Genomic DNA, 24,058 nt, shown 5'->3' with positions numbered 1-24,058 from the left:
AGGCCTCCGACGAGCAACTTCTTGTTCATGGTCGTCACCGTACACCGGTCTGTGTCGAATTTCTAGATGCATTGTGGTGCAGATTGATGACGGTCTGCCGGGACAACCCGATCGCGTCGGCGATCTGATCCCACGGAATGCCCTGGTTTCGTGCCTCGACCACCCACATGGCGCGCTGGTCCCACACGGTGCGTATGGCGGTGAGGTTCGCGATCGGGTCCATACGGACAGTCTAAATCTTGTACGTACTTTGGTGCGGCAGCGCGCCGCAGACCGAGAGGAACTCGTCATGATCGACGGTGTCGCAGCTGCTCAGTGGCTGCTCAACTACGGCTCGGTCACCCCGAGCATGTGCCTGTACTACGTGTGGCAGGCGTACAAGGCGCAGGGCGCGTCGACCGGCATGGGAGCCCAATCCGCCTACGCAGCGTGGCTGCAGTCGGACGGCAAACGCCCCGGTGACCGCAACCCGCCCCCCGGCGCCGCCGTCTGGTGGGGGCGCCGCACATGGGACGGGAACATCGACGGCGACGTCGTCATCAGCCTCGGCGGCGGCCGCGTCGCGGTCACCGAGCCCCCCGGCCAGGACGCCGTCACCGGCTCCTGCACTCTCGACGAACGAGAGAACGAGATCAGCCGCGAGTACCTCGGCTGGACCTCGAGCATCTTCGACTGCCCCATCAACGTCGCGGCCGGCAAGGACGCGATCACCGCATCCGAGGAGGATGACATGTACGACGACAACAAGCACCGCGAGGTCCTCACCGCGTCCCGCCCGATCAAGCTCTACCAGATGGGCACCGGCGTCGTCGCTGTCGGCGAGGGCGGCGGGTTCTGGGTGATCCCGTCCGACGCGTACCTGCAGCTGCTCGTCGCGTGGGAGCTCGCGGGACCGAACCTCGTCGCCCGGCCTATCGACCAGAACGAGCTCACGGCGCTGTGCAACCTGCTCCGCACCGCGAACCCGGGAGGTGACGGCACCCCGGGCCAGCAGGTCGACACGATCCTGAAGCTGTCCGACGACGATGCGAAGCGGATCGCGGCGCAGCTCAGCGGGACGATCGCCGGGGATGTCGTGAGCCAGATCGGTGAACGGCTCGCCCCAAAAGCGTGACCCCGGACCCTGAGCCGGGGACACCAGTCCCGTACGTCGTGGACATCTCCCACTGGCAGACCAACATCACCCCTGACATCACGAAGCAGTGGGTGGCGGCGGGGATCAATCACGGCATCGTGAAGATCGGTGGCGGCAACAGCGGCATCTACGAGTCGCCCACGCACCGTGTCCAGGTCGCCGCTCTCCGGGCCGCGGGTGTTCCCGCATCCCGGTACTGGTTCAACGGGCGCGACGTGTCGATCGCGAACCAAGTGTGGGGTGCGCGGGCACAACTCGACACGACACCCCTCGCAGCCGGTGAACGGTTCATGTGGGATGTGGAGGACGAAGGCACCACGGCCCGGTGGACGCCGGCCGAGGTCGCCGATGCCGCACAGCGGCTCTCCGATCTTGTGCCCTACTCCCAGCAGGTTGTGTACGTGTCTGCGTCCGCGTCACGCGCCGCAGACTGGTCGCCTGTTGTCGCGCTTGGGCTGCAGGTCATGGTCGCCGACTACGGCAACGATGACGGCACACCCTCGAGCACGCCCCTGGTTGGGTTCTGGCCGCGCGACAAGGTCTGGATCTGGCAGTACACCTCCAAAGGCCGTCTCCCCGGGTATGCGGGAGACCTGGACCTGTCGACCGGTGACCTGCGGAACCTGTGGACCGTCCGCGACCTGCAGGAAGCGCTCAACAAGACCGGCGCGAACCTCACCGTGGACGGGGACTACGGTCCTGCCACCCTCGCCGCTGTGACTGCGTTCCAGGAAGCTCACGGGCTGACCCCGGATGGTGATGCTGGGCCTCTCACGCTCACCAAGCTCGCGGAAGTCGCCGGGTGAACGGGGGCCGGGACATGCCGATGAGATACCTCGACAACATTGCCCCCCGCTCCAAGTGGGCGATCTGGGCGTGGTCGCCTGTGATCGTCCTCCGGGTCGCACTCGTGGGCGTCTACCTCGGGTACGTGTACTCGGCTGTGATCGCGTTCGTCGCGGGCGTCCCGATCTTCCGCCTCACCACACCGCAGGGGTACACGGCCATCTGGGCTGTCCTGTTGGGGGTGTCGGCGCTGCTCTCCGCGGTGGGATCTCTCACCGACCGGTGGCAGCAGCTCGAGAAGTGGGCGTCTCTGGCGCTGTCGTCGCTGATGTCCGGCTACGTCGGTGCTCTCAACGGGATCGGGTTCGCTGAAGGGGACCTCAACCGTCAATTCGCGGGTGCTGTCGCGGCGATCGCGTTCATCCTCCCTGCTGTGCGGTTCGTGTACCTGGCGGCACAGACAGGGAAGAGGCGCCGTGTACCTCGCAGATGACATCACCCTCACCGAACAACTCACCCCCTACCTGCCCTTGATCATCACCGTCATCGGCGGGCTCATCGCCGGCGGATTCGCGATCTGGAACCGCCGCCGCGGCAACGTGGAGACGAAGACGCCGACCGTCGCCGAGATATGGGCGCGTGAGGAGCGTCTCGGTGCCCGCGTTCTCTGGCTGGAGTTCTGGATCAAACGGCTCCTCGCCGCATTCAACGGGTACGTCAACCGGGTCCGCTCCGGCGGATCGACGGACCCGACCCCTACCGAGCAGACCGCGCTCGACCTCGACATCTCGAAGGAGACATCATGACGTTCACTCTCGACCCCGCGCTGATCATTCAGTTGCTCATCTCCACCGTGCTTCCGCTGCTGGTTGGACTCGTCACGAAGGTGACGACTAACCCGGCCGTGAAGGCGATCCTCCTCGCCGCGCTCGCCCTGGCCACGTCGCTGCTCACGGAGCTCGGCGCAGCACTCGCACGCGGTGAGACATACGACATCGGCCGCGGCCTGCTGCTGACCCTGCCGACGTTCCTCATCGCGGTCGGCCTGCACTTCGGACTCTGGAAGCCCGTTGGTGCAGCTGATGCCGCACAGAAGACGTTCGTCTCCAGCGATCCTCTTCGCCGAGATCTCCGCTGAACGATCTGAATCCCCCGCCCTGGCCTTGTGCCGGTGGCGGGGGTTTTCGGCGTTCCTACCCCATATCAGTGACGCCCCGCGGGCGGTGATACCCACCGGTGCCGTGCGCGGGCAGACCTCGCCGAAACTGGCCAAGCTTGATCGCTTCGTCCATGTCGAGCGGCAGCGCACGTAGCGCCGTCACGAGCGTGGCCCGATACTGGTCGTCGTAGAACCCGATGAACATGCCGACCTCCTGCGTCAGCAGGTCGATCCGGGTCCCGGCAGTCGCGTAGAGCTCAGCGATCACAGGGCCGGGATCCTGCGTGTACTGGTTGCGGGTCATCACACAACCGATCTTGATGCTGAGCGCAGTGTCGGGAGCGAGCGGATGGGACGGCATGCGGGGAGCGTACGCCGCGGTGCCGACATCGAGTGTCGGTGGCCGGTGGCATCATCGCTCGCATGACTCCCGCCGAACTCCTCGCCTTCGAACACCGCAACCCGACGTGGTTCGGGAACAAGGAGACCCGGATCCGGGAAGAGCTCGGCCTCTCCCCCGCACGCTATGTCGTGCTGCTCGAGCGTGCCGCAGCGAGCACGGAGGGGCAGATCGCGGATCCGGTGACGGCGCACCGTGTGACGAGCTTCACACCGTCGCGGGACAGGTGGCGGAGCGTTGCTCCGCTGGCGGATGTGGGCAGGATGTGGGCAAAGACGCCACGAACCCCCGGTGACCTACTCAGTGCGAGCGGTCAGTCGGGGGTTCGTGACGGTCGGGGATAGTGCTCCCGACCTGGGCTTTCTAGAAGTCCCAGTCCTCGTCCTCGGTGGCCTCGGCCTTGCCGATGACGTAGGAGGATCCGGATCCCGAGAAGAAGTCGTGATTCTCGTCGGCGTTCGGCGAGAGCGCCGACAGGATCGCCGGGTTCACGTTCGTCACGGTCGCGGGGAACATCGCCTCGTAGCCGAGGTTCATGAGCGCCTTGTTCGCGTTGTAGTGCAGGAAGCGCTTGACGTCCTCGGTGAGGCCGACGCCGTCGTACAGGTCCTGCGTGTACTGCACCTCGTTGTCGTAGAGCTCGTAGAGCAGCGAGAACGTGTAGTCCTTCAGCTCGTCCCTCTTGGCCTGGTCGAGCGTCTCGAGGCCGCGCTGGAACTTGTAGCCGATGTAGTACCCGTGCACGGCCTCGTCACGGATGATGAGGCGGATGAGGTCGGCCGTGTTGGTGAGCTTCGCCCGCGACGACCAGTGCATCGGCAGGTAGAAGCCCGAGTAGAACAGGAAGCTCTCCAGCAGGGTCGAGGCGACCTTGCGCTTGAGCGGCTCGTCCCCGCGGTAGTAGTCCATGACGATCTGAGCCTTCTTCTGAAGGTTCGGGTTCTCCACGGACCAGCGGAACGCCTCGTCGATCTCCTTCGTCGAGCACAGCGTCGAGAAGATCGAGGAATAGCTCTTCGCGTGCACCGACTCCATGAACGCGATGTTCGTGTAGACGGCCTCCTCGTGCGGGGTGATCGCATCGGGGATGAGCGACACCGCGCCGACGGTGCCCTGGATCGTGTCCAGGAGCGTCAGGCCGGTGAACACCCGCATGGTGAGCGTCTGCTCCTCGGGGGTGAGCGTGTTCCACGACTGGATGTCGTTCGACAGCGGCACCTTCTCGGGCAGCCAGAAGTTGTTCACCAGACGGTTCCAGACCTCGAGGTCCTTGTCGTCCTGGATGCGGTTCCAGTTGATCGCCTGCACGCGGTCGACCAGCTTGAGCGGTTCGGGGGTCATTTCTTTCCTACTTCGGTCGTTGAGCGAGACGAAACGCGGGTTCTCACAGCATGCAACTGACGCACTCGGTCATGTCGGTCCCCTCGAGGGCCATCTGACGCAGACGGATGTAGTAGATCGTCTTGATGCCCTTGCGCCAGGCGTAGATCTGAGCCTTGTTGATGTCGCGCGTGGTGGCGGTGTCCTTGAAGAACAGCGTGAGCGACAGGCCCTGGTCCACGTGCTGCGTCGCGGCGGCGTACGTGTCGATGACCTTCTCGTAGCCGATCTCGTAGGCGTCCTGGTAGTACTCCAGGTTGTCGTTCGTCATGAACGCCGCCGGGTAGTAGACGCGACCGAGCTTGCCTTCCTTGCGGATCTCGATCTTCGAGGCGATCGGGTGGATCGAGCTCGTCGAGTTGTTGATGTACGAGATGGATCCGGTCGGCGGCACGGCCTGCAGGTTCTGGTTGTAGATGCCGTGCTCCTGGATGGAGGCCTTCAGCTCGCGCCAGTCGTCCTGCGTCGGGATGTGCTGGCCGGCGAACAGCTCGGCGACCTTCTCCGTCGCGGGCACCCACTCCTGATCGATGTACTTGTCGAAGAACGCGCCCGACGCGTAGGTCGAGTCGGCGAAGCCGTCGAAGGCGACGCCGCGCTCGATCGCGAGCTTGTTCGACGCGCGCAGCGCGTGGAACAGCACCGTGTAGAAGTAGATGTTCGTGAAGTCGATGCCCTCTTCGGAGCCGTAGAACACGCGCTCACGAGCGAGGTAGCCGTGCAGGTTCATCTGCCCCAGGCCGATCGCGTGCGAGCGGTCGTTGCCGTCCTCGATCGAGCGCACCGAGCCGATGTGGCTCTGGTTGCTCACCGCGGTGAGCGCGCGGATCGCGGTCTCGACGGTCTGGCCCAGGTCGTCCGAGTCCATCGACAGCGCGATGTTCATCGATCCGAGGTTGCAGGAGATGTCCTTGCCGATCTGGCCGTACGAGAGGTCCTCGTTGTAGGTCGTCGGCGTGTTCACCTGCAGGATCTCGCTGCACAGGTTGGACATGTTGATCCGGCCCTTGATCGGGTTGGCCTTGTTCACCGTGTCCTCGAACATGATGTACGGGTAGCCCGACTCGAACTGGATCTCGGCGAGGGTCTGGAAGAACTCGCGCGCGTTGATCTTGGTCTTCTTGATACGAGGGTCGTCGACCATCTCGCGGTACTTCTCGGTGACCGAGACGTCGCCGAACGGCACGCCGTAGACGCGCTCGACGTCGTACGGGGAGAACAGGTACATGTCCTCGCCGTTCTTCGCCAGCTCGAACGTGATGTCCGGCACGACCACGCCCAGCGACAGGGTCTTGATGCGGATCTTCTCGTCGGCGTTCTCGCGCTTGGTGTCGAGGAACCGCATGATGTCGGGGTGGTGCGCGTTCAGGTACACCGCGCCGGCGCCCTGACGCGCGCCGAGCTGGTTGGCGTACGAGAAGGAGTCTTCGAGGAGCTTCATCACGGGGATGATGCCCGAGGACTGGTTCTCGATCTGCTTGATCGGGGCGCCGGACTCGCGGATGTTCGAGAGCAGCAGCGCCACGCCGCCGCCGCGCTTGGACAGCTGCAGGGCGGAGTTGATGCCGCGGGCGATCGACTCCATGTTGTCCTCGATGCGCAGCAGGAAGCAGCTGACGAGCTCGCCGCGCTGCGCCTTGCCGGCGTTGAGGAAGGTCGGGGTGGCGGGCTGGAAGCGGCCCGAGATGATCTCCTCGACGAGGTTCACGGCGAGATCCTCGTCGCCGTCGGCCAGGGCGAGGGCGGTCATCACGACGCGGTCCTCGAAGCGCTCCAGGTAGCGCTTGCCGTCGAAGGTCTTCAGCGTGTAGCTCGTGTAGTACTTGAACGCGCCGAGGAAGGTCTCGAAGCGGAACTTCTTCGAGTAGGCGAGGTCGTTGAGCTTCTGCACGAACTCGAACGAGTACGCGTCCAGCACGGCGCCCTCGTAGTACTCCTTCTCCACGAGGTAGTCCAGGCGCTCTTTGAGCGAGTGGAAGAACACCGTGTTCTGGTTCACGTGCTGCAGGAAGTACTCCCGCGCCGCGCGCTTGTCCGCGTCGAACTGGATCTTGCCGTCCGCGTCGTACAGGTTCAGCATCGCGTTGAGGGCGTGATAGTCGAGCCCCTCGTACGCCGCGTTGACCTTGAACGCGATCTCGCCCTTCACCGGCGCTGAGTCCTTCAGTGCTGCTTCCACCATTGATCCAATCCGTCGGTCACCCGATCGACGTCGTCCTGTGTGCCGTAGATCTCTAGCCGGTACAAGTGGGGCACGTGGCACTTGCGGCTGATGATGTCACCGGCGGCGCAGAAAGCGTCGCCGAAGTTGGTGTTGCCTGCGGAGATCACTCCGCGGATGTGACGCCGGTTGCGCTCGTCGTTGAGGAACCGGATGACCTGCTTGGGTACGGCGCCCTTCTCGACGCCGCGCCCCTGTCCGCCGCCGTAGGTCGGCGTGACCAGCACGAACGGCTCATCGACGACGAGCGGCTCCTCCGTGCTGTGCAGCGGGATCCGTCGCGCCGGAAGGCCCAGCTTCTCGACGAATCGGGCCGTGTTGCCCGAGATGCTCGAGAAGTAGACCAGCAGCGGCGCGGCGGTCGCGGTGGCGGCGTTCATGAGATCGCCCCCTCGGGGGTCAGGCCAGGCGAGCGGCGAGCTCGTCGATCTTGTCGGGACGGAAGCCCGACCAGTGGTCCTCGTCGGTGACGACGACGGGCGCCTGCAGGTAGCCGAGCGACTTCACGTGCTCGAGCGCCGCAGCGTCTTCGGAGACGTCGTGGACTTCGTATTCGATGCCCTTCGCGTCGAGTGCGCGGTACGTCGCGTTGCACTGCACGCAGGAGGGCTTGGTGTAGACCGTGATGGACATGTATTGCGCCTCTTCTTCCCCTCAGAACCCGGCTTCGGGCAGGTGGCCCTGCCGGGAGTTCAATACTACATATAGGTGCGGACATTCGGGTCGACCACTAGGGCTAGTAGTTACAACTGTGTAGTTTTCCACCGTATTCCACCGATTCACCACAGGTTCTCCACGTCTTTGTCCACAGCCGGCCGACGCCGGGGAGCACCCTCGAACCGCGATTTCCCGCGGCTCCGGCGGGCCCCGTCCGCATCCCTCCACAGATCCGACGCTAGGAGGGGCCACGGACATTCCTCAGCCTGTGGAAATCGCCCTCCGGCGTGTCGTCGGCGTGTCGCAGGCGGACCTCCGCGGAGCCGCGCCCAGACCGCCCAGGACCTGCTCCCGACGCCGCGCGACCTGTAGCGTTGATCCGTGGCCGGATCGGGATACAAGGAGCTTCTGCGCGTACCGGGCGTCGGACGGATCATCACCGCGCAGCTGACGGCGCGGTTCCCGAACGGCATGGCGAGTCTCGCGATCCTGCTGCATGTCCAGCATGCGACGGGCTCCTACGGCGCGGCGGGCCTGGTGCTGGCCGCATCCTCGATCGGCCAGGCCGTGTCCGGGCCCGTCACCAGCCGCTGGATGGGCCGCTGGGGCATGCGACCGGTGCTGACCCTGACGCTGTCGATCTGCGTGCTGTCGTTCCTGGGCCTGGCCTTCTTCTCCTTCCTGCCGCTCGCCGGCTACGTGCTGCTCGGCCTGATCGCGGGGCTCTCCACCCCGCCGATCCAGTCGGCTGCGCGCACCATCTATCCCAAGCTCGTGAACTCCTCGCAGCTCACACCGCTGTTCTCGCTGGACGCGTCGCTGCAGGAGATCATCTGGATCGTGGCGCCGGTCGTCATCACGATCGTCTCGACGCAGGTCGGCACCGTGCAGGGCCTGCTCCTCGTCGCCGCCGTGCTCGTGGGCGGCGGCGCGTGGTTCATCCTCTCCCCCGAGGTCGGCCGGGTGCGCATCCCGCGCAGTCGCCGCGGGTTCGGCGCGGTCGTGCTGAAGCCCCCTGTGATGCTGGCCACGGTCACCGGCTTCCTCCTCATCGGCGCCTGCGCGGCGGTCGAGGTGGGCGTGGTGAAGACCTTCGACCACGGCGGACTGGAGGCGGGGCTCGTGCTCGCGGTGTTCTCCGTGGGAAGCCTCGTCGGCGGCCTGGCCTCGGGACGCGTGCCGATGGGGCCGTGGGCGATGGCCCGGCGCCTGACGATCGTGACCGTCGGCCTCGCCCTCACGATGCTGTCGCTCAACGTGTTCTGGCTCGGCGGCACGCTCCTCGCCGCCGGAATCGGGATCGCCCCCGCGCTCGCGGTGCTGTTCGCGATCACGTCGGCGAGCGTGAAGTTCTCCGAGACCGCCGAGGCGTTCGGGTGGGCGGGCACAGGGCAGCTGATCGGCGCCGCCGCCGGATCCGCGATCGCCGGCTTCCTCATCGACAGCATGCACAGCCCCACCGGGGCCTACCTCGCAGCCACGTGCTTCGCCGCCGCCGCCCTGGTCGTCTCGGTGGTGTTCGTGCGCTTCTTCCCCGACCTGCGCGGTCGCGACGCGGCGCCGATGCCGGACACCGAGGCCGTCCCGCTGCCCTGACCGTCACCGCCCCAGGGCGACGACCTCGATCGGACACCGGGCGACACCGGCGTTCGCGATCCGCCGGTCCCCGGTGAGCAGAACGGCGCCGAGGCGCCGGAACCACTGCTCATCGATCCACACCCTGCCCACTGCTTAGTCCACTGGACTAAACTGTGGTCATGACCCAGGTGAACGTGCATGAAGCGAAGACGCAGCTCTCCGCACTGATCGCGCGGGTGCTGGACGGCGAGCAGATCACGATCGCTCGCGCCGGGAAACCGGTCGTAGACCTCATCCCCCACGAGCGCACGACGATCGTCTACGGACTGCTGAAGGATGAGCCCCTGCCCGATCCCGCGCTCTTCGACGGCATCGATCCCGAGATCCAGGAGATGTTCTACGGACCGGACTGGGCCGAGGAACCCGCACAGTGATCCTGCTCGACACGAACGCCCTGCTGTGGTTGCTGCACGCAGACGGGCGGCTCGGCGATCGATCACGCAAGGCCATCGACGCGGCAACGGTCGTCTATTGCTCATCCGTGTCGAGTTCCGAACTCACGATCAAGCACATGCTCGGTCGGCTCGCCCTCCCCGGAGGCGACCGCTTCCCCGCCGCGTTCTCCGACGCCGGCCTGCGCGAGCTGCCCTTCACGTCGGCGCACGCAACGGCCATGCTGCGCTTCCCTGCTCTGACGCGCCACGATCCCTTCGATCGAATGATCCTCGCTCAAGCGGATGCGGAGCGACTGACGCTGCTCACCTCGGACTCGACCCTGCTTGCGCTCGGCCAGACCTGGATCCAAGACGCGAGGGTCTGACACTCACCGACCTCGGAATCCGCAGGATTCGAGGATCTCAACCTTCGATATCTGTTGTCATTTTGGATTTTGGGTGACAAGATCGGAACATGAGCGCCGATCTGCAACGGAAAGCACACGATCACCTCTGGATGCACTTCACCCGCCAGTCCACGATGGACCGCAGCGGTGTGCCGATCATCGTCCGGGGCGAGGGACACCACATCTGGGACGACACGGGCAAGCAGTACATCGACGGGCTCTCCGGCCTCTTCGTCGTCAACGCCGGCCACGGCCGCACCCGCCTCGCCGAGGCCGCCGCGAAGCAGGCGGAGCAGCTGGCGTTCTTCCCGCTGTGGTCCTACGCGCACCCGGGGGCGATCGAGCTCGCCGACCGCCTCGCCGGCTACGCCCCCGGCGACCTGAACCGCGTCTTCTTCACGAGCGGCGGCGGCGAGGCCGTCGAGACCGCCTTCAAGCTCGCCAAGCACTACTGGAAGCTGCGCGGCAAGCCCACCAAGCACAAGGTCATCTCGCGCGCGATCGCGTATCACGGCACGACCCAGGGCGCGCTCGCGATCACCGGCATCCCCGCGATGAAGGCGATGTTCGAGCCGGTCACCCCCGGTGGCTTCCGTGTTCCGAACACGAACATCTACCGCGCCGCCGAGATGGGCGCGCCGACGGATCCCGAGGCGTTCGGCGTCTGGGCCGCCGACCGGATCGAGGAGATGATCCAGTTCGAGGGTCCCGACACCGTGGCCGCGGTCTTCCTCGAGCCGGTGCAGAACTCGGGCGGCTGCTTCCCGCCGCCTCCCGGCTACTTCCAGCGCGTGCGCGAGATCTGCGACCGCTACGACGTGCTGCTCGTCTCCGACGAGGTGATCTGCGCGTTCGGCCGGATCGGGCACATGTTCGCCTGCGACGCCTACGGCTACGTGCCCGACATCATCACCTGCGCCAAGGGCATCACGAGCGGCTACTCCCCTCTGGGCGCGGCCATCGTGAGCGACCGCATCTACGAGCCCTTCGCGCACGGCGATCTGTCGTTCCCGCACGGCTACACCTTCGGCGGTCACCCGGTCTCGACCGCCGTCGCCCTGGAGAACCTGAACATCTTCGAGGAGGAGAAGCTCAACGAGCGCGTGCGCGAGAACTCGCCGCTGTTCCGCGCCGAGCTGGAGACCCTGCTCGACCTCCCGCTCGTGGGCGACGTGCGCGGCGACGGCTACTTCTTCGGGATCGAGCTGGTCAAGGACAAGGCCACGCGGGAGACGTTCGACGACGACGAGTCGGAGCGTCTGCTGCGGGGCTTCCTCTCCGGGGCGCTCTATGACGCGGGCCTCTACTGCCGCGCCGACGACCGCGGCGACCCCGTGATCCAGCTCGCCCCGCCGCTCACCATCGGGCCGGCCGAGTTCCGCGAGATCGCCGGCATCCTCCGCGGGGTGCTGAAGGAGGCCGAGACCGTTCTGTAGTCGCTGGGGACGCGACTCGGGGAGGGCGGATGGGGATCCGCCCTCCCCTTTCTCATGCCGCTTTCCTCTCCACGGCGTTTCGTCTCGCTCCCCCGGGTGCTCGCTCAACGACCCCGGACGGACGGCGTGGCGATCACCAGGCTCGTCGGTCCCATCTGCTCGACGCTCACGAGATCGAGCGCCGCACCGTCGGGGAACAGACGGCGCCCGGCCCCTGTCGCCGTCGGGAACACGCGCAGACGGTATTCGTCGACCGCCCCCGCGGCGACGAAGCGCTCGACGAGCGAGCCGCTGCCGATCACGATCACGTCGCGCTCCGCCGCGGTCTCCCGCGCCCAGCCCACCGGATCCGCCTCGACCCGCCGCGAGTTCTGCCACCGGGCCAGATCGATGTCGCCGCCCGTCACCACGGCCTTGTCCGCGGCGTTCAGGGCGCGGGCGAACGGATCCGTCGCGTCGCGCGGCGGCCACAGAGCCGAGAACGCCTCCCAGGTGCGCCGTCCGAACAGGAAGATCCCGGTCTGCAGGATCGACCCGTAATGGAACTTGTCCCCCGAGATCGCCTCGGGTCCGTGCCGGAAGCACCATCCGCCGAAGGGGGTGCCGCCGGATCCGTCCGGATCCTCCACGACCCCGTCCAGGGTGATGAACTGCGCCACGATGATACGTGCCATGTCATGCTCCTTGCGTCATGCCCCGATGCGGATCCTCCGCGGAGGGCTTCACAGAGGTGTACGGACGAGGGACGCAGAACTCATCGGTGCCCGTGGGATCCGTGCGGACTCCTCACACGGCGACGACGCCGTCCCGCTCGAAGAGCGTGAACAGCGCATCGTCCCGGTACACCAGCACGTGACCGATCCTCTCGCCGGACGCGTCGGCCTCGAACAGCTGGACGGTGTGCGGGTGCGCGCCGTCCTCGTCGACGCGCAGGAGCAGGAAGCCGTGCTGCCCGTTGGCCGAGATCGGCCTGGTGCTCCAGCGGGTGCCCTGCCACTCGAACAGGTGCGCCATGAAGGCGGCGTACGTCTCGCGCCCGATCGACCAGTACGGCACGGGCGGCATCTCGAACAGCACGTCGTCGGCGACGAGCTCGGCCAGCGCCGCGGCATCGGCGCGCTCGATCGCCCTGGCGTACCGCTCGACCGTCTCGCGCCGCAGCGGAGCGGGACGCGACGAGCGCTCCGCGACGGCTGCCTTCGCCCGCTGCAGCGCGGAGTTCACGGACGGCACGGTCGTCTCGAGGATCTCGGCCGTCTCCGCCGCGGTGCGCCCGAGCACCTCGCGCAGGATGAAGACCCCGCGCTGCTTCGGCGGCAGCGCCTGCAACACCAGCGTCACCGCGAGCCGCACCCCTGAAGCCTCCGCGACCGCGCGCTCCGGCTCGGAGTCCGCCCACCAGCGGGTCGGCGCCGGCACCAGCCAGGGCACGTCCAGTGCGGGGACCAGGGGCGCACCGACGTCGATGCCCGGATCCGTCAGATCGCGCGGCAGCGGACGCCGCGGCGTCTCGCGGAGCCGGTCCACGCACACGTTGCGCGCGATGCGGTACACCCAGGTCGACAGGGCCGCCCGAGCCGGATCGTACGAGGCGCGACCGCGCCAGGCCCGTTCGAGCGCATCCTGCACCGCGTCCTCCGCGTCGAACGGCGAGCCAAGCATCTGATAGCAGAAGGCGAGCAGGCCGCCGCGGAGCGCGGCGAGGTCGGAGGCGTCCACGCAGCCGAGCGTATTGCCTGGACGTCGCCGTCTCCACCACCTGCTCCCGTCGCGAATGATGCCGCTCTGATCGGATCAGAGCGGCATCATTTGCGACGGGAGCGGGTGAACCCCGCTCAGCCTCCCGCCATGGTCCGGGCGATGTCGGCGGCGGAGTCGCCCGCCTTCTTCAGGACGAGCGCCACGAGCGCGAGGGCCCCGAGCGTCAGCACGAGCATGATCGTCGACACCGCCGCGATCTCCGGGCGCAGGCCGCTGCGGAGTGCGCTCAGCACGTAGACCGGCCACGGCGTGGTGCCGGAGACCTGCACGAAGGCGGAGACGATCGTGTTGTCCAGGCCCAGCGTGAACGAGAGCAGGAAGCCCGCGAGCACGGCCGGCATCGCGAGCGGCAGCGTGACCTTGAAGAACGTCGTGAGCGGCCTTGCGTAGAGGTCGGCCGAGGCCTCCTCGAGCCGGGCATCGAGGCCGACCAGGCGCGCCCGCACGATGTACGACACGATCGCGATCGAGAACAGGGACTGCCCGATCACAAGGCGCACCGTGCCGTCGTTGAAGATCGACAGCCCCAGATCCTGGCCGAGGAAAACGACCCACGGCAGCAGCGCGACCGCGTCGACGATCTCGGGAGTGACGGAGATCAGCAGCAGCAGACCGAGGAACCACGGCACCCACTTGCCGGGGGTCCGCGCCATCGCGATGCCGGCGAGGGTGCCGAGCGCGGTCGCGAGCACGGCCGCGATGAGACCGGTGCGCAGCGACACCAGCACCGCATCGCGCACGGCCGGCTTCGTGACGATCGCGGCGAACGAGTCGAAGCCGAAGTGATCCCAGGAGATCAGCAGCCGGCCGACGTTGAACGAGTACACGATCACGACGGCGATCGGCAGGAACAGGAAGACGAACACGAGGGTCGCCCACAGCGGCAGCAGCCAGCGGCTGACGTTCCGCGGCGCCCTGGTGCGCTGACCGGATCCGGCCCTGGTCGTGGACGGTGATGGATCCGCCTGCTCGGCGGGTCGTTCTGCGACGACGGTCATCATGCCTCCTCGAGCGTGAGCCGGTAGCTGCGGCGGATGGGGATCGTGACGAGCCAGCCGATCGCGGCCGCGATGCCGATCGACAGCGCGATGGTGAGGATCAGCAGCACCGCCATCGCGGAGCCCAGCGCCCAGTTCTGCGCGGTCTGGAACTGGCTGGCCACGATCTGCCCGACCATGTTGCCCTTGGCGCCGCCGAGCACGGTCGCCGTGATGTAGTCGCCCATGAGCGGGATGTAGACCAGCAGCACCCCGGCGATGATGCCGGGCTGCGCGAGCGGGATCGTGACCCGGAAGAAGGTCCTCCAGCTGCCGGCGCCCAGATCCTTGCTCGCCTCGCGCAGCGGTCCGCTCACGCGGTCGAACGCCACGAACAGCGGCAGGATCATGAGCGGCAGATAGTTGTAGACGACGCCGAGCAGCACCGCGCCGCGGGTGTTCAGGATGCCGAGCGGCCCGGGGATGACACCGAGGAACTGCAGTGCGTGGGACAGCCAGCCCTCGGGGGCGAGGATGATCTGCCAGCCGATCGTGCGCACCAGGAAGTTGGTCCAGAACGGGACCATGACGAGCGCGAGGAACATCCCGCGCCGGCTCGGCGCGCACTTCACAGCGATCCAGTACGCCACCGGCGCCCCGATCACCAGGCACAGCGCGGTGCCGGCGATGCCCACCCAGAGCGTGTTCTGGAACGTCGCGAAGAACGTCGGGGAGAGCGCCTCGACGTAGCGGTCGAAGGACAGCTTGTCGTTCGCGTTGGTCGCGAAGATGCTCGGCTTGTAGCCGAAGCTGTACCAGATCACGACGCCGATCGGCACGACGAAGAAGATGAGCAGCCAGACCCAGGCGGGCAGGGCGAGGCCGAAGCGGATCCTGAGCCTACGCACCGGCGGCCGCCTTCGTCGCGTTCCAGATCGACACGATCCGCTCCTGCGCGCTCGTGAACTTCTGCTCGTGCATGGTCTTCACCTGCGCGTCGTCGAAGTAGACCATGTCCAGACGCTCCAATCCGGCCTCATCGGCCTTCTGCTGGGTGCCCTGCACGCCCGTGTCGTAGCCGATGTAGTCGACCTGGGCCAACTGCACGTCGGGCGAGATGATGAAGTCGATGAAGGCATGAGCGGCCTCGGGGTGCGGCGCGCCCTTCGCGATCGCCCAGTTGTCCATCCAGAGCTCGGTGGCGGGAGCGCCGAGCACCCACTGCCAGCGCTCCGGATCCTTCGACGCCGCCATGCCGGTGCGCGCGTCGCCGCTGTAGGACTGCACGAGCGCGGCCGAGGCCTGCGGGATGATCTGGCCGCCGGGCGCCGAGTCGAAGGTGGTGATGTGCGGCGCGAGCTGTGTCGTGAGGAAGCTCTCGCAGGCGTCGAGGTGCTTCTTCTCCGTGGTGTTCCAGTCGATGTCGTGCGACCAGAAGTAGATGCCGCACAGCGGTGCAGGGTCGTCCAGCACCGCGGTCCGACCCGATGCCTCGTTCTGCGCGGCGTCGACGAAGTCCGCCCAGCTCGTCAGCTCCCGCGAGATGACGGTCTTGTCGTAGACGAAGCCGGTCGTCCCCCAGGCCTTGCAGATCGAGTACTCGTTCTTCGGGTCGAAGGACCGGTGGATGAAGTTCGGGTTCATCGTCGCGAAGTTCGGGATGAGATCGAGGTTGATCCTCTCCAGCAGGCCGTTCTCGGCCATCGGCAGGATGAACAGGCCGCTCGGCACGACGATGTCGTAACCGGAGGTCCCCCGCGCCGCGACGAGCTTGGCGATGAGCTCCTCGTTCGAGTTGAACGCGTCGACGACGACCTTCGGCCCCGACTTCTTCGTGAAGGCGCTGAGGTTCTTGGGATCGTCGTAGTCGCTCCAGGTGTAGATCGAGAGCTTGTCCTCGAGCGGTCCGCCGTGCGCATCGGACGCCGCAGAGGCCTGCTGCGGCGCGCACGCCGTGAACAGCACCGCGCCGGATGCGGCGAGCGCCGTGGCGAGGAAGCCGCGCCGGGTGAGCTCGGAGCGGATCTTCCGCGCGGATGCGCCGTTCGCGAGCACCCGGACCGGAGGCGCCATCAGGCCGCTTCCTTGGGGAGGGCGATCACGTGCGTGGCCGTCTCGGGGATCCCGTCGCCGGCGAAGATGCGGACGTCGGAGGGGGTCCAGGTGCAGCGCACGGCGTCGCCGACCGCGACCGCGGGGGCGCCCGGTGCGGGGATCCGCACCAGGAAGGCCTGCTCCCGCCCGACCTCGACTGCGACCTGCAGTGTCTCGCCGAGATGCGAGACGCCGAGCACGGTGCCGTCGATCCCCGGCCCGTCCGCGGTGCCCGCAGGGGCGAGGCGCACGAATTCGGGACGGATCGAGGCGACGACCGCCGCGCCGGGAGCGGTCTGCTCCCCGCCCCAGCGGCCGTGCACGGTGCCCGCGTAGGTGTCCACCGCGTCGCCGCCGAGCGCCGTCCCGTGCAGGAAGTTCTGCTGGCCGATGAACGAGGCGACGTAGGCCGAGGCCGGCTCGGCGTAGACGTCGGCCGGTGCGGCGAGCTGCTCGATCCGGCCCGCGCGCATGACCGCGATCCGGTCGCTCATCGACAGCGCCTCCGACTGATCGTGCGTCACGAACACGAAGGTGGTCCCGAGCCGTGCCTGCAGCAACTTCAGCTCGAGCTGCATCTCCTCGCGGAGCTGCCGGTCCAGGGCGGCCAGCGGCTCGTCCAGCAGCAGCACGGACGGGCGGTTGATCAGGGCGCGGGAGAGCGCGATGCGCTGCTGCTGGCCGCCGCTCAGCTGCGTGGGCCTGCGGTCCGCGAAACGGCGCAGCTGCACCATGTCGAGCGCCTCGGCGACGCGCTCGCGCTGCTCGGCCTTGGGCACCTTGCGCTGCTGCAGACCGTAGGCGACGTTCTCGGCGACGGTCATGTGCGGGAACAGCGCGTACGCCTGGAAGACGGTGTTGACCTCGCGCTTGTGCGGCGGCAGCCCCAGCACGCTCCGGCCGCTCAGGCGGATGTCCCCCTCGTCGGGGTGCTCGAAGCCCGCGATCATGCGCAGCGTCGTGGTCTTGCCGCATCCGGACGGGCCGAGGAGGGAGAGGAACTCGCCCGGACGGATCGACAACGACAGCCGGTCGACGGCGGTCGCCTCACCGTAGAACTTGGTGACGCCAGAGATCTCGACGCCGCCGGTGGGCGTGTCGATCGTGCTCTGAGCCGGTACGGACGTTGGACCGCTCATGAAACCTCCACAGGGTGTGTTCTCGCTGCCGAGGAGTCTGACACAGGTTCAGGCGCTCGTACAGAGGAAAACGGAGATTCCTTGACCTTTGGCGACGAAATTCGTTGTTACATTTATGTTTCTCAACGAATCTGAGGGGTGCGGGATCCGCACCCGGGGGCTATCTCCCCTGGAAGTCGAACGCCTTCAGCAGCTCCTCGATGGCCTGCTCTCGCGGCTCCCCGCCCTCGTCGAACATGTGTGCCACGTGCGTGCGCAGGTGATTCTCGAGCAGCAGCTTGTTGAGGGATTCGAGGGAGCGCTGGATGGCGCGGGACTGCGTGATGATGTCCATGCAGTAGTCCTCGTTCTCGATCATCTTCGCGACGCCGCGGAGCTGTCCCTCGAGGATGCTGGTGCGGTGCAGGGCGCGCTTCTTGATGTCTTCGATCACGAGGTAGAGAGTACCGCCCGCACCCACGGGACAGGGGCTCTGCAAGGATGGGCGCATGGCTCGCGCCCGTGAAGCACTGCTGTCCCCCGCGGATCTGGAGCGCCTGCGCGCGCTCCGGCGGATGAAGGCCGTCGCCCTCGCCGCCCTCGGGGTCATGGCCGTCGCGTTCGTCGTGGCGTTCTGGCTGCAGGCCCGCTACCCGTGGCTCGAGTACGTGCGCGCCGCCGCGGAGGGCGGCATGGTGGGCGCGCTGGCCGACTGGTTCGCCGTGACGGCCCTGTTCCGCCGTCCGCTCGGGCTGCCGATCCCGCACACCGCGATCATCCCCAACCGCAAGGACGAGATCGGGCGCAGCCTCGGCGAGTTCGTCGAGACCAACTTCCTCTCCGCCGAGGTCGTGCGCACGAAGCTGTCCGACACCTCGATCGCCGCACGGCTCGGCTCCTGGCTGCGCACGCCCGCACATGCGGAGCGGGTCGCGAGCGAGGGATCCACGATCGCCGCCGCCGTGCTGCGCGCCCTGAGCGACGACGACGTGCAGAGCGTCATCGCCGAGCTCGCTCGCGAGCACCTCGTGGAACCGGAGTGGGGAACGCCCGCAGGCACGTGGCTGCAGCGCATCGTCGAGGCCGACGCCCATCGCGGGGCGGTGGACCTCGCCGTCGACAGCATCGCGACCTGGCTGGACGGCAACGCCGACGCGTTCAGGGGCCTGCTCTCGCGCCGGCTGCCGGGGTGGGTGCCGCGGCTCGCGCACCGGTTCGTGGACGAGGCCGCCTACAACGAGGCCGTGCGGTTCGTGCGGGCCGTGCAGGCGGATCCTCGGCATCCCGCCCGCCTCGCCCTGGACGGCTATCTCGCCCGGCTCGCGGACAACCTGCAGCACGATCCGAGCACCCGAGCACGCCTCGAGAACGCCAAGTCGGCCCTGTTCGACAGCCCCCGCGTGGGCGCGCTGGCCGCGGAGGCGTGGAATGCGGCGAAGACCGGGCTGCTGTCGGCGCTCGCGGATCCGGAGAGCGGCCTGCGCCGCCGGGCCGCGGTGGCGATCGGCGAGCTCGGGGACCGCCTGGCCACCGAGGATCCGCTGCAGCAGCGCGTGGACGGCTGGCTGACCGACGCCGCGGTGTTCCTCGTCGACCGCTACCGGCACGACATCGCCTCCATCATCACGGACACCGTCGAGCGATGGGATCCGGCCGAGACGACGGAGAAGATCGAGCTCATGGTCGGCCGCGACCTGCAGTACATCCGCCTCAACGGCACCGTCGTCGGAGCGCTCGCGGGACTCGCGATCTTCGCCGTCGCGCATGCCGTGATCCCCGTGTGACGCGGCGTCGGCTCCTCTTGTTCGGCGCGACGATCTGCACACGATGACCCGATCAGCACACGAATCCACCGGTTCTGTGTGCTGATCGTCGCCCTGTGTGCGATCGTCGCGCCGCGGATCGTCCTCCACAGCACTGTGCGGACGCGCGTTGTGCACGGATCCCGGGACCACCGGTCCACGGCGCTGTGGGATCCGTCACTCTGTCGGCATGCTCTCCCTGGTCGACACCATCCGACGTCACGGCAGGATCGCACGCGGCGCGGACCTGCAGCGGCTCGGTTTCACGCGCTCGGCGATCGCCCGCGCCGTGAGGCGTGGTGCGATCGACCGCCTGCGCGACGGTGTGTTCGCCGTGGGCCCGGTCGACGCGGACGTGCGCGCGGCCGTCGCCCACGGTGGCGCCCTCGCCTGTGCGAGCGTGCTGAAAGCGCAGGGGATCTGGGTGCTGCCCGACGTCACGGCGCCGCATGTCTGGCTCGGCGCAGGACGTCACGGCCTGGCACATCCGCACTGCGCCTGCGTGCCGCACTACTACCGCGGGACCCCACCGCTCGGTCCGACCGACGTCGGCACGGCGCTCCTGCATCTCCGGCTCTGCGCGGGGGACGAGGCGTTCTTCGCCGCATACGAGTCGGCGTGGCGAAAGGGACTGCTGTCGCCTGCGGTGCGCCGAGGGATCCGTGAAGCACTGCCCGTCTCGGCGCGCTGGCTCGTGGATCTTGCGCGGCCCGACGCGGACAGCGGGCTGGAGTCCCTGCTGCGATTGAGGCTGCACGCGATCGGGCTGCAGCTCGAGTGCCAGGTACGCGTGGACGGTGTGGGCAAAGTCGACTTCACGATCGGCCGGCTCATCATCGAGGTCGACGGCAAGGAGAACCATGCGAGTCCGGCCAAGCGGCACAAGGACCTCGTGCGCGACGCCGCCGCTGCTCGCCTCGGGTACCGCACCCTCCGGTTCGACTACTCGCAGGTCGTGCACGACTGGCCGTCCGTGCAGGCGGCGATCCTCGCCGCGCTCCGTGGACTGTGACGATCTGCACACGATGACACGATCGGCACACGGATCCGCCGGTTCTGTGTGCGGATCGTCGCAGGGTGTGCGGATCGTCGCGCCGGAGCGGATCGTCGCGGCCGGAGCGGGCCGGGGACGGAAGCGGGCACCGGGCTCGGGCACCGGTGTCTCGCACACCAGACAACGACCGTGGTGGCTTCCCGACACAGGGGCCGCGCCGTGGCACGCTGTTCAACGGATGCCGATCGCGCCTCCGGGAAGGGACTCCTCATGGCACTCTCGCACGATCCCCTCTGGCCCCGTGGCGGCGACTGGCCCGCCTTCGGCACGCCCGCCGACGCGGTCCTGCTCGGCGTGCCGACCTGGCGCACCTCGCTGTCCCCCACGGGCGCGCACGCGACGCCTGCGGCGATCCGCGACGCTCTGCGCCGGTACAGCCCCGCCCTGATGGGGCCCCCTGCGATCGACCTGAACGAGGCACTGCACATCGCCGACGCCGGCGACGTGCACGACCCCGACGGCGACGAGGGCATCGCCCGCGCGATCGCCCGCGTGTCCGAACTCTCCGCGGCATCCCGGCTCGTGATCGCGCTCGGCGGCGACAACTCGCTCACGTACCCCGTCGCGCTCGGTGCGGGTGCGAACGGCCTCATCACGATCGACGCGCACTTCGACCTGCGTGACGGCGTCTCGAACGGCTCCCCCGTGCGACGCCTGGTCGAGGACGCCCCGGAGGGATCCGCGATCGATCCGCGTCGGATCGTGCAGATCGGCATCGCGGACTTCGCGAACTCCGTCGCCTACGCGCAGCGGGCCGCGGACTGGGGCATCCGCGTCATCACCCTGGACGAGGTGCGCCGCCGCGGCATCGACGACGTGGTCGCCGAGGCGGTCGAGATCGCCGGCGCCGGCGACGCGGCCCGGGTGCATCTCGACATCGACGTGGACGCGTGCGACCGTGCGGCGACTCCGGGATGCCCGGCGAGCGTGCCCGGCGGGTTCGCGGCGTGGGAGCTGCGCGCGCTCGTGCGCGGCATCGCCGGCGACCCCCGGGTGGTCAGCGCCGACATCGCCGAGGTGGACGCCACCGCCGACGACGAGGATGCACGCACCGTGCGCCTCGCCGCGCTCTGCGTGCTGGAGCTGCTCGCCGCGCTGGCGGGCCGGGGCTGACCCTTCCATGAGCGACCGCCCCGCCCGCGACCCGTTCCTCGAGGGCGGCCCTGCCCTGCGCACCGCCCTGGGCGTGCGGTTCCTGCTCGAGCTCGCGCTTCTGATCAACGCCGCGGCGGCCTCGGTGCGCCTCTTCCCCGGCGGAACCGGCTGGATCATCGCCGCCGCGGCGGTGGCCGTGCTCGCGGTCGTCTGGGGCCTGCTGCTGTCGCCGAAGGCGCGCTTCGACGTCCGCCCCGCGGGGAGGCTGTGCATCGAGACGGTGCTCTTCGCCGCCGTCGGCGCGGTCACGTGGGCGAGCGGGGCCGCGGTCGCCGGGGTGCTGCTCTTCGCCGTGTGGGCGCTGGACAGGATCGCGCTGGCCGTGCTCACCCGCCGCTGACCGCGACGCGCATTCAGAGTTCGCGCAGCGCCTGGTCGATCGGCCGATCCCCCTCGTTGAACCGGATCGTGCGGCGGATGGTCGCGGGTTCGACGAGCGTCTGCGCGATCACCTGCGCGACGTCGGCGCGGGAGACGCTCCCCGAGATCTCCGACGTCGCGTCGATCCGCCCCGTCGGCTCCTCGAGCGTCAGCCTGCTCGGCCCGAGCACCGTCCATTCGAGCGCGGTCGCACGCAGGTGCTCATCGGCTGCCGCCTTCGCCTCGGCGTAGGCGTGGAACGAGTCCGTCTCAGGGATCCCGTGCGCGGGCGAGGATCCGAAGTACGACACCATCACGTACCGGCTGACACCGGCATCCGCCGCCGCCCCCATGGACCGGACGGCGGCGTCGAGGTCGACGGCCCTGGTGCGCTCCGCGGATCCGCCTCCCGCGCCGGCCGACCACACGACGGCGTCGTGCCCGGCGATCAGCGCCGCCATCGCCTCCTGCGAGGCGGACTCGGCGTCGAAGACGACGGGGTCCGCCCCCGTCGCCCGCACGTCATCGATCTGACCGGCATCGCGGATCACCGCGGTCACCTGGTCGCCGCGCGCCGTGAGGAGGGGTTCGAGGAGGAGGGCCACCTTGCCGTGGCCGCCGAAGATCAGGATCCGTGCCATGCCTCCACGCTATGCCCGATCCTGCGGTCGCGGGGCGGCGGATCCGGATCCGCCCCTCGCCCGGGGCGCGCGGCCTGCGTTCCGCACGAGGCGGCGCCCGCCTACCGGACGACGAGGCGCGGCTCGATCAGCGCGTGCGCGGTGCCGGCCCGCACGTCCCGCGGGGTCACCGCCTCGCCGGTCGGCCCCATGAGCAGTTCCAGCGTCGCCGCCGCGACGTCCTCGGGGCGCTGCTCCACGCTGGAGAAGCCGAGCGCCTCCGCGGTCGGCGTGTTGTCGAAGCCGATCACCGGCACTCGCGGGGATCCGCCCGTCTGCGCGAGGAGCGCGCCGATGGCCAGGGAGTCGCTCGCGCAGACCACCGCGTCGACGTTCGCGTCCGCGCCCGCGACCACGGCCCTCGCTCCCGCGACGTCCTCCTCCGTGGTCCACCGCGGGCCCACGGCCCCGGCTGCGGCCATCGCCTCGCGCCAGCCCCGCTCGCGGTCGTCGCCCGTGCCCGATCCGGTCGGCCAGCCGAGGAACGCGACCCGCGGGCCGAAGCCCAGCGCGTGCTCCGTGGCGGCGCGCGTGCCGGCGGCGCCGTCGACGTCGACCCACAGGTGCTCGGGAGCGGCGAGATCGTCCTCGCCCCAGGGGCGGCCGAACGCGACGAAGGGCAGCCGGGCCTCCCCCAGCCAGCGCGTGCGCGGGTCGCCGTGGAAGGTGCCGGTGATGATCGCGGCGTCGATCTCGGAGCCCTCCCAGAGCTCGGCGAGCCGGGCGATCTCGTCGCCGGCCGTGCGCGCGGCGTACACGAGCATGCGCATGCCGCGCTCGCTCGCTCGCTCGGTGAGGGCGTGCACGAAGCGGTCCAGCACGACGCCCGAGACGCCGCCGACGTAGGGATCCAGGTGGATCCCTATCGTCGAACTGCGGCGGGTGCGCAGCTGACGGGCCGCGGCGTGGCGCCGGTAGCCGAGCTCGACGATCGCCTGCTGCACGCGCTCGCGCGTGGCGGGCTTCACGATGGCCGGCGTGTTCAGCACGTTCGACACGGTCTGCCGCGACACACCGGCGCGCAGCGCCACGTCTTCGACGGTCGGCGTCCTGACCATGTCTCTCCCTCCGCGGATCCGGCCCGGGGATCCGGCTCCACCTTCCCACCTTGACACCCCGGGCTCCCGCCGCCTAGCGTATTCGACACAGAGTTTGATCGTTCAAATTCCTACGACGACGTCCCGTCGTCACCGAGAAGCACACATCATCACGGATGCTCATCAAGGGAGAAGAGACATGACACGGCACAGCACACGCGCCGCGATCGGAGCCGGAGCGCTCGTCCTCGCGGGCGCGATCGCACTCACCGGATGCGGTTCGGGGTTCTCCGGCGGCGACGCCGGCAGCGGATCCTCGAAGCTCACCTCGTCCGACAAGCCGCTGAACATCCTCATCGGATCGTCCGGCGACGCCGAGACCAAGGCCGTCAACGATGCCGTCTCCGCGTGGTCCAAGACCTCGGGC

At 68.5% G+C, this 24,058-nt stretch carries 29 protein-coding genes and 1 pseudogene; 15 read left to right on the top strand and 15 right to left on the bottom strand.

Annotation, left to right across the window (positions count from 1 at the left end):
* Positions 1–34: 34 nt before the first annotated feature.
* On the bottom strand, positions 35–223 hold the full coding sequence (locus tag B7X32_RS05385; protein ID WP_292717185.1) for a helix-turn-helix domain-containing protein: 189 nt from the start codon (positions 221–223) through the stop codon (positions 35–37).
* Positions 224–289: 66 nt separating this feature from the next.
* Between B7X32_RS05385 and B7X32_RS05380 the strand changes: the two genes are divergently transcribed.
* Genes B7X32_RS05380 through B7X32_RS05360 form a run of 5 tightly spaced genes read left to right on the top strand, consistent with a single transcriptional unit; the run spans position 290 to position 3,059 of the window.
* Positions 290–1,114 carry a hypothetical protein gene (locus tag B7X32_RS05380; RefSeq protein ID WP_292717182.1) on the top strand — a complete coding sequence of 275 codons (825 nt, stop codon included), beginning with the start codon at positions 290–292 and terminating at the stop codon, positions 1,112–1,114.
* A 38-nt stretch (positions 1,115–1,152) separates the two neighbouring features.
* Positions 1,153–1,941, top strand: coding sequence for a peptidoglycan-binding protein (locus tag B7X32_RS05375; RefSeq protein ID WP_292717179.1), 789 nt, complete (start codon positions 1,153–1,155; stop codon positions 1,939–1,941).
* Between the two features lie 20 nt (positions 1,942–1,961).
* Complete coding sequence (locus B7X32_RS05370) at positions 1,962–2,414, top strand: hypothetical protein (protein WP_292717176.1); 453 nt, start codon at positions 1,962–1,964, stop codon at positions 2,412–2,414.
* Entirely contained in the window at positions 2,398–2,727 is a 330-nt protein-coding gene (locus tag B7X32_RS05365; protein ID WP_292717173.1) for a hypothetical protein, read from the top strand. The genes B7X32_RS05370 and B7X32_RS05365 overlap by 17 nt, the downstream gene beginning before the upstream one ends.
* Complete coding sequence (locus B7X32_RS05360; RefSeq protein ID WP_292717170.1) at positions 2,724–3,059, top strand: hypothetical protein; 336 nt, start codon at positions 2,724–2,726, stop codon at positions 3,057–3,059. The genes B7X32_RS05365 and B7X32_RS05360 overlap by 4 nt, the downstream gene beginning before the upstream one ends.
* Positions 3,060–3,114: 55 nt before the next feature.
* Here the strand turns inward: B7X32_RS05360 and B7X32_RS05355 are convergent, their stop codons facing one another.
* Positions 3,115–3,441, bottom strand: coding sequence for a hypothetical protein (locus B7X32_RS05355; protein ID WP_292717167.1), 327 nt, complete (start codon positions 3,439–3,441; stop codon positions 3,115–3,117).
* 62 nt (positions 3,442–3,503) lie between these two features.
* Between B7X32_RS05355 and B7X32_RS21055 the strand changes: the two genes are divergently transcribed.
* Positions 3,504–3,824 carry a DUF3263 domain-containing protein gene (locus B7X32_RS21055; protein WP_366246957.1) on the top strand — a complete coding sequence of 107 codons (321 nt, stop codon included), beginning with the start codon at positions 3,504–3,506 and terminating at the stop codon, positions 3,822–3,824.
* Between the two features lie 19 nt (positions 3,825–3,843).
* Here B7X32_RS21055 and nrdF read toward each other — a convergent pair whose 3' ends face one another.
* The 4 genes from nrdF to nrdH are packed head-to-tail and all read right to left on the bottom strand — an operon-like array spanning position 3,844 to position 7,714.
* A complete protein-coding gene (nrdF, locus tag B7X32_RS05350) occupies positions 3,844–4,821 on the bottom strand; it encodes a class 1b ribonucleoside-diphosphate reductase subunit beta (protein ID WP_292717164.1) in 978 nt (325 codons plus the stop codon).
* A 43-nt stretch (positions 4,822–4,864) separates the two neighbouring features.
* A complete protein-coding gene (nrdE, locus tag B7X32_RS05345; RefSeq protein ID WP_292717161.1) occupies positions 4,865–7,042 on the bottom strand; it encodes a class 1b ribonucleoside-diphosphate reductase subunit alpha in 2,178 nt (725 codons plus the stop codon).
* Positions 7,024–7,461: a class Ib ribonucleoside-diphosphate reductase assembly flavoprotein NrdI gene (nrdI, locus tag B7X32_RS05340; RefSeq protein ID WP_045273568.1), complete on the bottom strand. Its 438-nt coding sequence runs from the start codon at positions 7,459–7,461 to the stop codon at positions 7,024–7,026. Before nrdI ends, nrdE begins: the two co-directional genes overlap by 19 nt.
* A 19-nt stretch (positions 7,462–7,480) precedes the next feature.
* Positions 7,481–7,714: a glutaredoxin-like protein NrdH gene (nrdH, locus tag B7X32_RS05335; RefSeq protein ID WP_045251249.1), complete on the bottom strand. Its 234-nt coding sequence runs from the start codon at positions 7,712–7,714 to the stop codon at positions 7,481–7,483.
* Positions 7,715–8,119: 405 nt separating this feature from the next.
* Between nrdH and B7X32_RS05330 the strand changes: the two genes are divergently transcribed.
* The 4 genes from B7X32_RS05330 to B7X32_RS05315 all read left to right on the top strand — a co-directional run bounded on the left by B7X32_RS05330 (position 8,120) and on the right by B7X32_RS05315 (position 11,593).
* Positions 8,120–9,334 (top strand): MFS transporter, encoded by a 1,215-nt coding sequence (locus B7X32_RS05330; protein ID WP_292717145.1) that lies wholly within the window; start codon positions 8,120–8,122, stop codon positions 9,332–9,334.
* A gap of 161 nt (positions 9,335–9,495) precedes the next feature.
* On the top strand, positions 9,496–9,750 hold the full coding sequence (locus B7X32_RS05325) for a type II toxin-antitoxin system prevent-host-death family antitoxin (protein ID WP_045273672.1): 255 nt from the start codon (positions 9,496–9,498) through the stop codon (positions 9,748–9,750).
* Positions 9,747–10,136, top strand: coding sequence for a type II toxin-antitoxin system VapC family toxin (locus tag B7X32_RS05320; protein WP_292717140.1), 390 nt, complete (start codon positions 9,747–9,749; stop codon positions 10,134–10,136). The genes B7X32_RS05325 and B7X32_RS05320 overlap by 4 nt, the downstream gene beginning before the upstream one ends.
* Before the next feature lie 89 nt (positions 10,137–10,225).
* Positions 10,226–11,593 (top strand): aspartate aminotransferase family protein, encoded by a 1,368-nt coding sequence (locus B7X32_RS05315; protein WP_292717137.1) that lies wholly within the window; start codon positions 10,226–10,228, stop codon positions 11,591–11,593.
* 104 nt (positions 11,594–11,697) lie between these two features.
* On the opposite strand, the gene B7X32_RS05310 is transcribed toward B7X32_RS05315, so the two are convergent.
* The 7 genes from B7X32_RS05310 to B7X32_RS05280 all read right to left on the bottom strand — a co-directional run bounded on the left by B7X32_RS05310 (position 11,698) and on the right by B7X32_RS05280 (position 17,997).
* Entirely contained in the window at positions 11,698–12,267 is a 570-nt protein-coding gene (locus B7X32_RS05310) for a dihydrofolate reductase family protein (protein WP_292717133.1), read from the bottom strand.
* A 112-nt stretch (positions 12,268–12,379) separates the two neighbouring features.
* On the bottom strand, positions 12,380–13,312 hold the full coding sequence (locus tag B7X32_RS05305; protein ID WP_292717131.1) for an RNA polymerase subunit sigma-70: 933 nt from the start codon (positions 13,310–13,312) through the stop codon (positions 12,380–12,382).
* Between the two features lie 116 nt (positions 13,313–13,428).
* Entirely contained in the window at positions 13,429–14,352 is a 924-nt protein-coding gene (locus B7X32_RS05300; RefSeq protein ID WP_292717128.1) for an ABC transporter permease, read from the bottom strand.
* Positions 14,352–15,239 (bottom strand): ABC transporter permease, encoded by an 888-nt coding sequence (locus B7X32_RS05295; protein ID WP_292717125.1) that lies wholly within the window; start codon positions 15,237–15,239, stop codon positions 14,352–14,354. Before B7X32_RS05295 ends, B7X32_RS05300 begins: the two co-directional genes overlap by 1 nt.
* Positions 15,232–16,404, bottom strand: coding sequence for an extracellular solute-binding protein (locus B7X32_RS05290; RefSeq protein ID WP_292717121.1), 1,173 nt, complete (start codon positions 16,402–16,404; stop codon positions 15,232–15,234). The genes B7X32_RS05295 and B7X32_RS05290 overlap by 8 nt, the downstream gene beginning before the upstream one ends.
* Complete coding sequence (locus B7X32_RS05285) at positions 16,404–17,564, bottom strand: ABC transporter ATP-binding protein (protein ID WP_292717118.1); 1,161 nt, start codon at positions 17,562–17,564, stop codon at positions 16,404–16,406. The genes B7X32_RS05290 and B7X32_RS05285 overlap by 1 nt, the downstream gene beginning before the upstream one ends.
* Positions 17,565–17,724: 160 nt before the next feature.
* Positions 17,725–17,997, bottom strand: a complete 273-nt coding sequence (locus B7X32_RS05280) for a metal-sensitive transcriptional regulator (protein ID WP_292717115.1) — start codon at positions 17,995–17,997, stop codon at positions 17,725–17,727.
* 55 nt (positions 17,998–18,052) lie between these two features.
* On the opposite strand from B7X32_RS05280, the gene B7X32_RS05275 reads away from it, so the two are divergent.
* The 4 genes from B7X32_RS05275 (at position 18,053) to B7X32_RS05260 (ending at position 21,894) form a co-directional block, all read left to right on the top strand.
* Positions 18,053–19,327, top strand: a complete 1,275-nt coding sequence (locus B7X32_RS05275) for a DUF445 domain-containing protein (RefSeq protein ID WP_292717074.1) — start codon at positions 18,053–18,055, stop codon at positions 19,325–19,327.
* Positions 19,328–19,535: 208 nt separating this feature from the next.
* Positions 19,536–20,357, top strand: a complete 822-nt coding sequence (locus tag B7X32_RS05270; protein WP_292717071.1) for a type IV toxin-antitoxin system AbiEi family antitoxin domain-containing protein — start codon at positions 19,536–19,538, stop codon at positions 20,355–20,357.
* 252 nt (positions 20,358–20,609) lie between these two features.
* Positions 20,610–21,512: an arginase family protein gene (locus B7X32_RS05265; protein WP_292717068.1), complete on the top strand. Its 903-nt coding sequence runs from the start codon at positions 20,610–20,612 to the stop codon at positions 21,510–21,512.
* A 7-nt stretch (positions 21,513–21,519) separates the two neighbouring features.
* A complete protein-coding gene (locus tag B7X32_RS05260; RefSeq protein WP_292717065.1) occupies positions 21,520–21,894 on the top strand; it encodes a DUF2568 domain-containing protein in 375 nt (124 codons plus the stop codon).
* A 13-nt stretch (positions 21,895–21,907) separates the two neighbouring features.
* Here the strand turns inward: B7X32_RS05260 and B7X32_RS05255 are convergent, their stop codons facing one another.
* Both B7X32_RS05255 and B7X32_RS05250 read right to left on the bottom strand, forming a co-directional pair.
* Positions 21,908–22,555, bottom strand: a complete 648-nt coding sequence (locus B7X32_RS05255; RefSeq protein WP_292717062.1) for an SDR family oxidoreductase — start codon at positions 22,553–22,555, stop codon at positions 21,908–21,910.
* A 101-nt stretch (positions 22,556–22,656) separates the two neighbouring features.
* On the bottom strand, positions 22,657–23,652 hold the full coding sequence (locus B7X32_RS05250; RefSeq protein WP_292717059.1) for a LacI family DNA-binding transcriptional regulator: 996 nt from the start codon (positions 23,650–23,652) through the stop codon (positions 22,657–22,659).
* A 178-nt stretch (positions 23,653–23,830) separates the two neighbouring features.
* Here B7X32_RS05250 and B7X32_RS05245 point away from each other — a divergent pair.
* Positions 23,831–24,058, top strand: a pseudogene (locus tag B7X32_RS05245) (ABC transporter substrate-binding protein); the annotation flags it as partial.

This window comes from Microbacterium sp. 13-71-7, assembly GCF_002257455.1.
Lineage (GTDB): Bacteria > Actinomycetota > Actinomycetes > Actinomycetales > Microbacteriaceae > Microbacterium.
This window is presented reverse-complemented; position numbering and strand designations above follow the sequence as displayed.

Bases quoted from the DNA above. Each gene is read 5' to 3' on its own strand.
- B7X32_RS05265 (WP_292717068.1), top strand. From the start codon at position 20,610: ATGGCACTCTCGCACGATCCCCTCTGGCCCCGTGGCGGCGACTGGCCC.
- B7X32_RS05270 (WP_292717071.1), top strand. From the start codon at position 19,536: ATGCTCTCCCTGGTCGACACCATCCGACGTCACGGCAGGATCGCACGC.
- B7X32_RS05255 (WP_292717062.1), bottom strand. From the start codon at position 22,555: ATGGCACGGATCCTGATCTTCGGCGGCCACGGCAAGGTGGCCCTCCTC.
- B7X32_RS21055 (WP_366246957.1), top strand. From the start codon at position 3,504: ATGACTCCCGCCGAACTCCTCGCCTTCGAACACCGCAACCCGACGTGG.
- B7X32_RS05275 (WP_292717074.1), top strand. From the start codon at position 18,053: ATGGCTCGCGCCCGTGAAGCACTGCTGTCCCCCGCGGATCTGGAGCGC.
- B7X32_RS05290 (WP_292717121.1), bottom strand. From the start codon at position 16,404: ATGGCGCCTCCGGTCCGGGTGCTCGCGAACGGCGCATCCGCGCGGAAG.
- B7X32_RS05360 (WP_292717170.1), top strand. From the start codon at position 2,724: ATGACGTTCACTCTCGACCCCGCGCTGATCATTCAGTTGCTCATCTCC.
- B7X32_RS05260 (WP_292717065.1), top strand. From the start codon at position 21,520: ATGAGCGACCGCCCCGCCCGCGACCCGTTCCTCGAGGGCGGCCCTGCC.
- nrdH (WP_045251249.1), bottom strand. From the start codon at position 7,714: ATGTCCATCACGGTCTACACCAAGCCCTCCTGCGTGCAGTGCAACGCG.
- B7X32_RS05380 (WP_292717182.1), top strand. From the start codon at position 290: ATGATCGACGGTGTCGCAGCTGCTCAGTGGCTGCTCAACTACGGCTCG.
- B7X32_RS05370 (WP_292717176.1), top strand. From the start codon at position 1,962: ATGAGATACCTCGACAACATTGCCCCCCGCTCCAAGTGGGCGATCTGG.
- nrdE (WP_292717161.1), bottom strand. From the start codon at position 7,042: ATGGTGGAAGCAGCACTGAAGGACTCAGCGCCGGTGAAGGGCGAGATC.
- nrdI (WP_045273568.1), bottom strand. From the start codon at position 7,461: ATGAACGCCGCCACCGCGACCGCCGCGCCGCTGCTGGTCTACTTCTCG.
- B7X32_RS05325 (WP_045273672.1), top strand. From the start codon at position 9,496: ATGACCCAGGTGAACGTGCATGAAGCGAAGACGCAGCTCTCCGCACTG.
- B7X32_RS05285 (WP_292717118.1), bottom strand. From the start codon at position 17,564: ATGAGCGGTCCAACGTCCGTACCGGCTCAGAGCACGATCGACACGCCC.
- B7X32_RS05385 (WP_292717185.1), bottom strand. From the start codon at position 223: ATGGACCCGATCGCGAACCTCACCGCCATACGCACCGTGTGGGACCAG.
- B7X32_RS05310 (WP_292717133.1), bottom strand. From the start codon at position 12,267: ATGGCACGTATCATCGTGGCGCAGTTCATCACCCTGGACGGGGTCGTG.
- B7X32_RS05315 (WP_292717137.1), top strand. From the start codon at position 10,226: ATGAGCGCCGATCTGCAACGGAAAGCACACGATCACCTCTGGATGCAC.
- B7X32_RS05250 (WP_292717059.1), bottom strand. From the start codon at position 23,652: ATGGTCAGGACGCCGACCGTCGAAGACGTGGCGCTGCGCGCCGGTGTG.
- nrdF (WP_292717164.1), bottom strand. From the start codon at position 4,821: ATGACCCCCGAACCGCTCAAGCTGGTCGACCGCGTGCAGGCGATCAAC.
- B7X32_RS05300 (WP_292717128.1), bottom strand. From the start codon at position 14,352: ATGACCGTCGTCGCAGAACGACCCGCCGAGCAGGCGGATCCATCACCG.
- B7X32_RS05355 (WP_292717167.1), bottom strand. From the start codon at position 3,441: ATGCCGTCCCATCCGCTCGCTCCCGACACTGCGCTCAGCATCAAGATC.